The sequence below is a fragment of the Allobosea sp. NPDC055332 genome (assembly GCF_053645455.1).
Genome location: NZ_JBSHMO010000017.1, coordinates 1 through 1,967 on the forward strand (window position 1 = coordinate 1; position 1,967 = coordinate 1,967).

The 1,967-nt window shown below is 55.4% G+C and carries 3 protein-coding genes; all 3 read right to left on the reverse strand.

Annotated elements, in window-relative coordinates; translation table 11 throughout:
• Positions 1 to 613: phage portal protein (locus ACWIGM_RS31260; protein ID WP_454029847.1), on the reverse strand; the 613-nt coding region annotated here is incomplete at its 3' end.
• Positions 613 to 825: a hypothetical protein gene (locus ACWIGM_RS31265; RefSeq protein ID WP_001072975.1), complete on the reverse strand. Its 213-nt coding sequence runs from the start codon at positions 823 to 825 to the stop codon at positions 613 to 615. The genes ACWIGM_RS31260 and ACWIGM_RS31265, both read right to left, overlap by 1 nt.
• Positions 822 to 1,967, reverse strand: a 1,146-nt coding sequence (locus ACWIGM_RS31270; protein ID WP_454029848.1) for a terminase gpA endonuclease subunit, incomplete at its 5' end; no start/stop codon positions are given. The genes ACWIGM_RS31270 and ACWIGM_RS31265, both read right to left, overlap by 4 nt.

A 1,967-nucleotide genomic window follows, 5' to 3' on the forward strand; every position in this document is an offset into this window, starting at 1 on the left:
TATACACCAGATATTTTTCGGGACGCCCCCAGTCATCAACAAACACGCCCTGATTCAGCCTGTTGCTCTCATCACTGGTCATGGGAATAAAGTCCGGCTCGAGCGCCTCCAGCCAGAAATGAACACCGGCAGAAGGCGTCAGGCTGTTTATGCGCCCGGAAACCATCTGGGCAAACACCTCACCATCGCGCAGCCAGGTACGCAGCATCAGACGTTCCAGCATCGGACGGGTAAACTGCCCGGTGACTTCCGGACTGACAGACCATTCACTCCATCGGGTGCGTATCTCCGCTGCCAGATCACGGGCAATGGCCCCATTGCGTAATACCGGATGTGGCTCGACAATAATCCCGTTTTTCCCCACCACCCGTTCTTCCAGCTTGTCAAATACACCAATAACCAGATCGTGGTTGTTATCAAGGTAACGGGCCTGCTCACGTAACGACACGGCCCCGTACTGGCTTAACTGGTCGGCAGTTCGGTTTTCCCGCCGGGCTTTGTGTGTCCGTGTCGTTTTTACGGCCTCATAAGCCTGGATCACCGCACGGGAACGCAGCCTTGCCGCTTTCCATCCTGGTGAAAAAACGCCAATCACATCATCAAGAATTGCCATCAGAACCTCGCCAGCCGGTACCCGGGATGCCCCCGTCGTCGTGTAATCAGAGCCGCAAGGCGGCGCTCCCACTCCTGCCGTCCCTGCCGGATCTCAGATAAGTTTTCCATGGTCATCTGCTGACCATTAAAGGTGACGGATTTTCCGTCCAGCACCGCCATTTCAGCTTCCGTATAACGCTGAATCATGGCTTCGATATCATTCTGGTTCATAACCATCCTCCGGAAGTCAGCCAGGGGTTAACATCGTCAGTTACTGTTTTCTTCCGTTTTTGTTTTTTAACAGGCGTGGATACCGGTTCCGGTGTGGGTGACGGTTCGGTACTGTCCGGGACACACTCCAGCCAGGTTTCCCGGCTCGCCCACTCCGGTGCATCCGGCCAGCGGATCTTTTCGTATCCATGCAGAATGACCAGAGCCTCGGCATACACCATCAGGTCAAAAGCTTCGTTGGCACCGCGACCCGGCTTACTCCATTTCCCGTCACTGCTCCGCTCTTCATACGTCAGTTCGTCGTAAAACCAGCTCCCCAGCCAGTCAGGGAAATGCACATAGCCGGGACCTGGCGAGTCACGCCATAACGCGTTATTCACCCGGTCTTTCAGGGCATCCGTCTGAAGAAGCCAGAGCGGCACATCACCTGCGGCCTGCGCCCGGCGGCCCGTTCGTCCGGTGTTATCAGGGAATGTACGGCTGATCAGTTTTGCGCGCCGGATGCTGTCACCCTTAAACAGGTAAATACGTTTACCAAGGCCATCACGACGGCAACGACGCCAGAATTTATAGGCATTATCAGTGACCCCGTCTTCACCGCCGGAGTCCACCGCCATTGCCATCAGTCGCATTTGTTGAGAAGGATCGGAGGCCAGCGGCCAGCTTTTATGAAAAACATCCGTCAGCAGGACATCCCAGTCTTCCGGATAGCTGGCCGGATCAATTCGCTGGCTCTCCCCGTCGCTGTCACCGCGCAATGACTGCGTGATGTTGTAACGATCAATAATCCAGCGTTCGCCACGGCTGCCATAGCCCGTTACCTGAACCACAAAACGGCGATGACGTCCCGCCTGCACATCCACTGTCGCCACAAGGAAATTAACGCCATCCGGCACACTGCGGGAAGGAACTGGCTCTGCCCGCTGCTCAAGCAATTCACTTTTTCGTTGCTCCATGCTGGCGCGGGGAAGATAAGGTAATCCCCAGTCGGTATTGATAACCGTCTTGAGTGTCTCTTCACTTCCGGTTGTCTCGTATTCCTGTTCTGCAGTAAGCAGTTTGTAAACGAGTTGCGAGAGTGTCTGATAAGCAGCTGCCGGACCCTCCATCCAGAATGACGCAATACGTGAACGCCGGGGATC

Bases quoted from the DNA above. Each gene is read 5' to 3' on its own strand.
- ACWIGM_RS31265 (WP_001072975.1), bottom strand. From the start codon at position 825: ATGAACCAGAATGATATCGAAGCCATGATTCAGCGTTATACGGAAGCT.